The organism is Novipirellula sp. (assembly GCF_041583735.1).
GTDB lineage: Bacteria > Planctomycetota > Planctomycetia > Pirellulales > Pirellulaceae > Novipirellula.
Genome location: NZ_JBFHFD010000496.1, coordinates 1 through 6,409 on the forward strand (window position 1 = coordinate 1; position 6,409 = coordinate 6,409).

Consider the following 6,409-nt stretch of genomic DNA (forward strand, 5'->3'; position numbering starts at 1 on the left):
CGAAGATATGCGATGGACCTTTGATTTAATTTTGGCGGGATGTCCCGCGAAGTACTGTCCCGAAGCAAAGTGCTTAGCCACCTTTCCGACGAATCCCGGAGCGGCCGATACTCAGCATCGCCGCTGGGAACATGGCCATTTACAATTGGTCGGCAGCCAAGTTCCCAGGTTGATCCGAGGCTGGATCCGCAAACCAACACTTGCTTGTCTCTTAGCGGCATTGGATTTAATGGTGTTGCCGTTGTCGTTATTGATCATGACGGCGGCCCTTATCGGCACGATGTTAACGATCACTGCGTTGTTGGGATATGCGATTGGGCCGCTTGTGACATGGTCGCTTGCGATGGGTATCGCTGGCACCGGGCTCGTTTTGGCATGGTCGCGTTTCTGTCCTCGCCGAGCAACGATGGGAATGTTTTTTGCTATCCCGTTCTACGCCGTTCGCAAATTGTCGCTCTATACAAGTTTTATCATTCAACGTGAGCGAGCATGGATTCGTACCGATCGAAATTAGTGAAGCCAAGTTTACTGAAGTAGAAGCAGAAGTGACCGTCGTCAGCAGATCAGTAGAGCCCGTCGGCAAATCAGCTGGCGTTGGATCGTAAAATATCAAACACGCGACCAGTCTTACAGCACGATAAATTGATGTATTTAATCCTCACTTGCCAGCCGTACCAACTGCACGGCAATCAAGTTTACTTGACAGCGGATAGAGCACGCCAACTTCGGTTGTTGCGAAATTCCTTGGATGGAAAGTTTGGGCAACTCACCTTGCTCGCCCCTGCGCTGGTCGACGGTTCGGAATCGGCATTGCATGCGGATTGCAACGCAGGACGCTTGCAAGCGTTTGATCCCGCCAGCGAAGAGATCCGTATTGAACCGGTACTGCAACACGCATCGCTCAACAGCCCAGGTCACTGGAAAAATATTTTACAATCGTTCACTCAAAGTGCGTGCGTTTTACAACCCGAAATTAACAGTGTCGCCGATGCGGTAATCGCCGATGGTATATTTCAATCCACCGGCATTTCGCACCCGATTGTGCTGGTACACTCGGATGCGTCAGGCGGCGACCATCATTCTCGCTCGCGAACTGCGGCGCTGCGAGATCGATTGACCCATCGACGCTGTCGACGCAGTTGTGAACGCTTGGCCAAACGATCCGAGCTAAGTCTTTTTAGTAGTGAAAGCTCGATGCGTCAGTATTCTAAATACGCACGGAATTCACGCATTTTTTGTGAGCCATCGATCTCGAATGACGACGTCATTTCCGAAGTCGATCTACTTAAACGACTTCGCTGCGCCCCCCCCTCGCTGCCGTTACGATTGGTTTCGCATGCTCCGCTGGAAAACAAGTACGGCGTCAACCTTAGCATCGCAATCGTCCGCTACGCCCGCAACTTCGGAGCGAACGTCTATCTGGATATTTTTGGCCAAGGTTTTCAGAGATCCGAACTGCAATATCAAATTGCCAAACTTGGGCTGACCCGCGAAGTTCGTTTTCAACAACATGCCCCCAATGTCACCGAATCGTTACAGCAACAACGTCAATACGATGCGATGCTGTTGACCCCTGTGATTGATTGCGACATGCAACCTTTTTTGTCGTGTTATTCTTCGGGGTTGCCGATGCTTGGATTTGATCATTCATGCTTTGCCAAACAGATGGCCGCAGACAACGCGGGGATGATTCTTCCCCACCACGATCTTCAGCGATGTGGTCAACAAATTGCGGAGCTCGAACTTCACCGCGGCCAACTGATTGAAATATCGCTCAGTGCACGTCAAGCTGCCTGTCATCACTCGCGAGAAAGCTGGTATGCCAAGCGAGCCGAATGGACACTCGATGCTATCCCGCGATTCCCACGCACATCGTTAGCAGATGTCCCGCCATCGGCCGCTTCGGCTCGACAACATGATCCTGCATTAAGCGGATTGCCAACCTGAGACGCCACTAGGCGCCGATCCGTATTGCGATTGGCACCCGTCATCGAATCGCCTTCCTGCCATGAACATCGTTACCATCATCGTCAACTACCGAACAGCGTCGTTAACCGTCGACTGTTTGGAGTCACTCGAACCGGTAGCGCGTCAGCACTCGGATTTTTCAGTGGAATTGATCGACGGCGGCTCGGCAGACGATTCCGCGGCGTTGCTTGCCGCGACGATAATCCAGCGTGATTGGCATTCGTGGGTCCGTTTGACCGCGTTGCCGGACAACAAAGGGTTTGCCGCGGCAAACAACATCGGAATCACGGCCGCATTGGCTCGGGCCGACCGTCCTGAAGTGATCTGGTTGTTAAACCCCGATACGGTGGCATTGCCAGGTGCGATCGAACCGCTTCTTGAAACCTTGCGAACGAATCCGACGGTGGGGATTGTTGGCAGCAGGTTGCAATACCCTGATGGCGAGGCCCAGACATCCGCATGTCGCTTTCCAACGATCCGTAGCGAGTTTGTCGATGCGATGCGATTTGGTCCACTGACGCGAATGCTCGAGCATCACAACATTGCACCTGCGCCGCCCGACCATGATTGCCCGGTGGACTGGGTCGCGGGAGCCAGTTTTATGATTCGCAGCGAACTGATTGACAAGATCGGCATGTTTGACGATCGCTATTTCATGTATTTCGAAGAAGTCGATTTTTGTCATCGCGCGAAACTGGCCGGTTATCAAACGTGGTATCAACCCGCCAGCCATGTGATCCATTTAGTGGGCCAATCCTCTGGCGTGACAGGCGCACAAGCCGTGTTGAAACAGCGACCTCAGTATTGGTTTGATTCACGACGGCATTATTTCATTTCAAAACATGGCAGATTGCGAACCGCGATTGCAGACGCCGCTTGGCTAGTCGGACGTGCCATTTGGATTGCCCGTGCGATCGTGCAACGAAAACCGGCGATCGATCCTCCGAAGCTTTGGCGTGATTTTCTGTTGAACAGCGTTTTTGTTCGAGGCATTATCCGATGAACGACACATATTCGCACGAGCGGAAAGCGACGCGTGTTGCTTATTTGGTCAACCAATATCCCTCGATTAGCACCACCTTTATACGCCGCGAAATTCACGCATTGGAACAACTCGGTCATAGCGTAACACGTTACGGCATTCGCCGACCTTGGGTACAAGTGGTAGACCCCGAGGACAAGCGAGAGGAAACCCGAACACGTTACGTGCTGGATTTGCCGATTTACATCTTATTGGGATCGGTCGCCTCCGCCGCACTGTCCCACCCGATCCGCTTTGCGACCGCGATTCGCTTAGCGTTTGCATTCTTCTGGAGTGCGGGCTCGCTGATTCGCCACCTTATCTATCTGGCCGAAGCCACCGTGATCAAACGCTGGACCGACCGTGACCAGATCACTCACCTCCATGCTCACTTTGGCACCAACTCGACAACCGTGGCAACGCTTTGCCGTCAACTTGGCGGCCCCAAGTTTAGTTTTACCGTGCACGGCCCCGAGGAATTTGATCGACCGATTCAGCTGGCACTCGGAAAGAAGATTGCGTATTGCGATTTTGTGGTAGGGGTCAGCCGGTTTGGCTGCAGCCAATTGTATCGCTGGGCCGATTTCGCGGACTGGTCCAAAGTCCATTTGGTGCGATGCGGATTGGATGAAACGTATTTTGATTTCGCTTGGACGCCGGTGCCGCAATCGCCGCGTTTCTTGGCGATCGGACGACTGAATGAGCAAAAAGGAATGCCGCTGCTGATTCAAGCTGCCGCGAAGCTTGCCCGCGAGCAGGTTTCATTTGAATTGACGATTGTCGGCGATGGGCCGCTGCGAGAGACGTTGCAAGAGTTGATAGAGGAACATCAACTTCAATCCCGCGTGGTGCTCGCCGGTTGGAAAACCGGCCCCGAAATTCAGACGATGATCCAGCAGAGTCGAACACTTGTGATGCCGAGTTTTGCCGAAGGATTGCCCGTCGCTTGTATGGAATCGCTAGCGCTTGGCCGCCCCGTGATTGCGACCGCGGTAGCAGGGATTCCGGAACTGATCCGCAGCGGTGTCACCGGTTGGTTGATCCCCGCAGGATCCGTCGCTGCACTTTGCCACGCCATGCGACAGGCGATTGATGCCCCCCAGAAAGAAATCGAGCGTCGCGGAAACAACGGCGCTGCAAGAGTGCGTCAACGTCACGATGTCCGCCGCGAAGCGAAAAAATTGTCCGATCACATCCTTGGCCTGACTGTCTCTAAAAAACGAAACCACCGCGACGATCTCTCTCGTCGTGATTCTGCACTCAAGATTTTCCCAGACGATTCATCCACCGTTCCGTTCGTTTCCAGTAAAGCAAACTAAAATTTCCTTGCAAACTTCCTTGCCTGGCCCCGTTACTGTAAACAGACTGAGAATATTCCGGCTCGCTGATCTTCGACATCTTTTGACTCCTCGACGTGCTGAGACTTGCGATCATGACTGCGACACTGAGCAACCATTCACTGATTTTCACTTCGGGGCTGCCGTCGATTGAGGGAACCGATGTCTATGGCCATTGCAAGCGAATCTTGGACGTCGCCATTTCGACCCTTGCGATCATCCTTTGCATCCCCTTGATCATGTTGGTCGCCATCGCCATCAAATGCGAAGACGGCGGCAAGGTATTCTATTGGTCGCCACGTGTCGGACGCGGAGGCCGCCGCTTTCAGTGTTTAAAATTCCGTTCGATGGTGGTCGATGCCGACAAGAAAAAAGAGGCGATGCGATTGCTGAATCAACACGCCGACGACCGCACATTTAAATTGCGACACGACCCAAGAATCACCAAGGTGGGGCGTTGGATTCGTCGCTACAGCATCGATGAATTGCCACAGTTTTACAATGTATTGTGCGGTGACATGAGTGTCGTGGGTCCACGTCCCGCACTGCTCGAGGAAGTATTGCGTTACAACGTCCTCGATTACAACCGCTTCGATGTGCTGCCCGGATTGACCTGCATTTGGCAAGTATCCGGACGTGGCGACATTCCGTTTGACGAGCAAATCGTCATGGACCTGGAATACATTCAGTGTCGCAGTTTCTCGACCGACTTGACGCTGATTGTCAAAACAATCCCGGTCGTCTTGAGTGGCAAAGGCGCTTATTAAACACGTGGGCATCGACGTATTCACTTCACAACAGACAAGGTTGGCTCGGGTGTATTCTGACATCGGCGTCGTCGCGATTGGACGAAACGAAGGAATCCGTCTCGAAGCATGCCTGCGTTCGGCACTGCGGGATTCGCCGCACGTTGTCTATGTCGACTCAGGCTCGGATGACAACAGCGTCGAACTTGCAATTCAGCTCGGCGCCGACGTTGTGCATTTAGACCAAAACCTTCCCTTTTCGGCGGCGCGTGGACGCAATGCAGGATTCGAACGTCTGATCGAAAAGGTTCCCGATTTAAAATTTGTTCAATTCGTTGATGGCGATTGCGAGATCGCCGACGCCTGGATCGCAGTCGGCCGCAGATCGCTAGAGGAACACCCGGAACTTGCCGCCGTTTGCGGTCGTCGCCGCGAACGTTATCCCGATGCGAGCGTGTTCAACCGGCTTTGCGACATTGAGTGGAACACACCGATTGGGGAGACGCGAGCATGTGGTGGGGATGCGATCGTCCGCTGCGATGTCTTGCAAGCTGTCGGTGGTTATAACGAACAGGTGATCGCCGCCGAAGACGACGAAGTCTGTGTGCGAATCCGCCAACTCGGCTGGAAGCTACGACGTATCGACCACGAGATGACACTGCACGATGCCGACATGCACCGTTTGTCTCAGTGGTGGCGACGTTCGGTCCGCTGCGGTCATGGTTTCGCCCAGGGATTTGCAATGCATGGCCGTCCCCCGGAACGTCACTTTGTCAAACCATTTCGTAGTGTCCTGTTCTGGGGTGGCTTGCTGCCGATTGTCGCCGTCTTGTTGTGCTGGCCCACGCGTTTTCTTAGTCTGGGCGTGTTGCTGTTGGCATATGGAGTGCTGTGGGCCAAGGTGACGCGGACCTGCCGACGCCGAGGATTCCCCACATCGGTGGCAATGATTTATGCCGCCAGTTGCGTCGGTGGCAAGATCCCTGAGTTTATTGGAGCGTGCAAATACGGATGGCGCCGGCTGACCCGCGCGACGACCCAAATCATCGAATATAAATAGAGGTATTCGTTCAATGATCGGTTTGACCGATCCCCTGCTCGCTCGCCCGTTCACTGATTAACAACTTGTTTTAGACCTTGCCTAACCCTTCGCCGAAACACCTCGACCCGACCTTGATGAGACTACCTCGACCCGACCAACCGAACACTCGCCTTGCGGTTCCGCTGAAAGTGGGGTTGGTCGGCGCCGGCTACATCACCCAGTGGCATGCGGCGGCGATCCAGCAGCATCCGAATGCGGAACTCATCGCGATCGCCGACGTCAACCTGTCGGCGGC

The 6,409-nt window shown here is 53.9% G+C and carries 7 protein-coding genes; all 7 read left to right on the top strand.

The features are described from left to right. Positions 1–514, top strand: a 514-nt coding sequence (locus tag ABX962_RS26660) for a hypothetical protein (protein WP_372723938.1), incomplete at its 5' end; no start/stop codon positions are given. A gap of 131 nt (positions 515–645) precedes the next feature. Next, positions 646–1,947: a hypothetical protein gene (locus tag ABX962_RS26665; RefSeq protein WP_372723940.1), complete on the top strand. Its 1,302-nt coding sequence runs from the start codon at positions 646–648 to the stop codon at positions 1,945–1,947. Between the two features lie 61 nt (positions 1,948–2,008). Continuing rightward, the gene (locus ABX962_RS26670; protein WP_372723941.1) at positions 2,009–2,971 is read left to right on the top strand and encodes a glycosyltransferase family 2 protein; all 963 of its coding nucleotides are present in this window, start codon (positions 2,009–2,011) and stop codon (positions 2,969–2,971) included. Further along, positions 2,968–4,308 (top strand): glycosyltransferase family 4 protein, encoded by a 1,341-nt coding sequence (locus tag ABX962_RS26675; protein WP_372723943.1) that lies wholly within the window; start codon positions 2,968–2,970, stop codon positions 4,306–4,308. The genes ABX962_RS26670 and ABX962_RS26675 overlap by 4 nt, the downstream gene beginning before the upstream one ends. Positions 4,309–4,421: 113 nt before the next feature. Beyond that, positions 4,422–5,093 carry a sugar transferase gene (locus ABX962_RS26680; RefSeq protein ID WP_372723945.1) on the top strand — a complete coding sequence of 224 codons (672 nt, stop codon included), beginning with the start codon at positions 4,422–4,424 and terminating at the stop codon, positions 5,091–5,093. A gap of 49 nt (positions 5,094–5,142) precedes the next feature. After that, positions 5,143–6,132 (top strand): glycosyltransferase family 2 protein, encoded by a 990-nt coding sequence (locus ABX962_RS26685; RefSeq protein ID WP_372723947.1) that lies wholly within the window; start codon positions 5,143–5,145, stop codon positions 6,130–6,132. 116 nt (positions 6,133–6,248) lie between these two features. Next, on the top strand, positions 6,249–6,409 hold a 161-nt coding region (locus tag ABX962_RS26690), incomplete at its 3' end, for a Gfo/Idh/MocA family oxidoreductase (protein WP_372723949.1).

Coding starts and splice junctions, on each gene's coding strand:
- ABX962_RS26665 (WP_372723940.1), top strand. CDS start 646: ATGTATTTAATCCTCACTTGCCAGCCGTACCAACTGCACGGCAATCAA.
- ABX962_RS26670 (WP_372723941.1), top strand. CDS start 2,009: ATGAACATCGTTACCATCATCGTCAACTACCGAACAGCGTCGTTAACC.
- ABX962_RS26675 (WP_372723943.1), top strand. CDS start 2,968: ATGAACGACACATATTCGCACGAGCGGAAAGCGACGCGTGTTGCTTAT.
- ABX962_RS26680 (WP_372723945.1), top strand. CDS start 4,422: ATGACTGCGACACTGAGCAACCATTCACTGATTTTCACTTCGGGGCTG.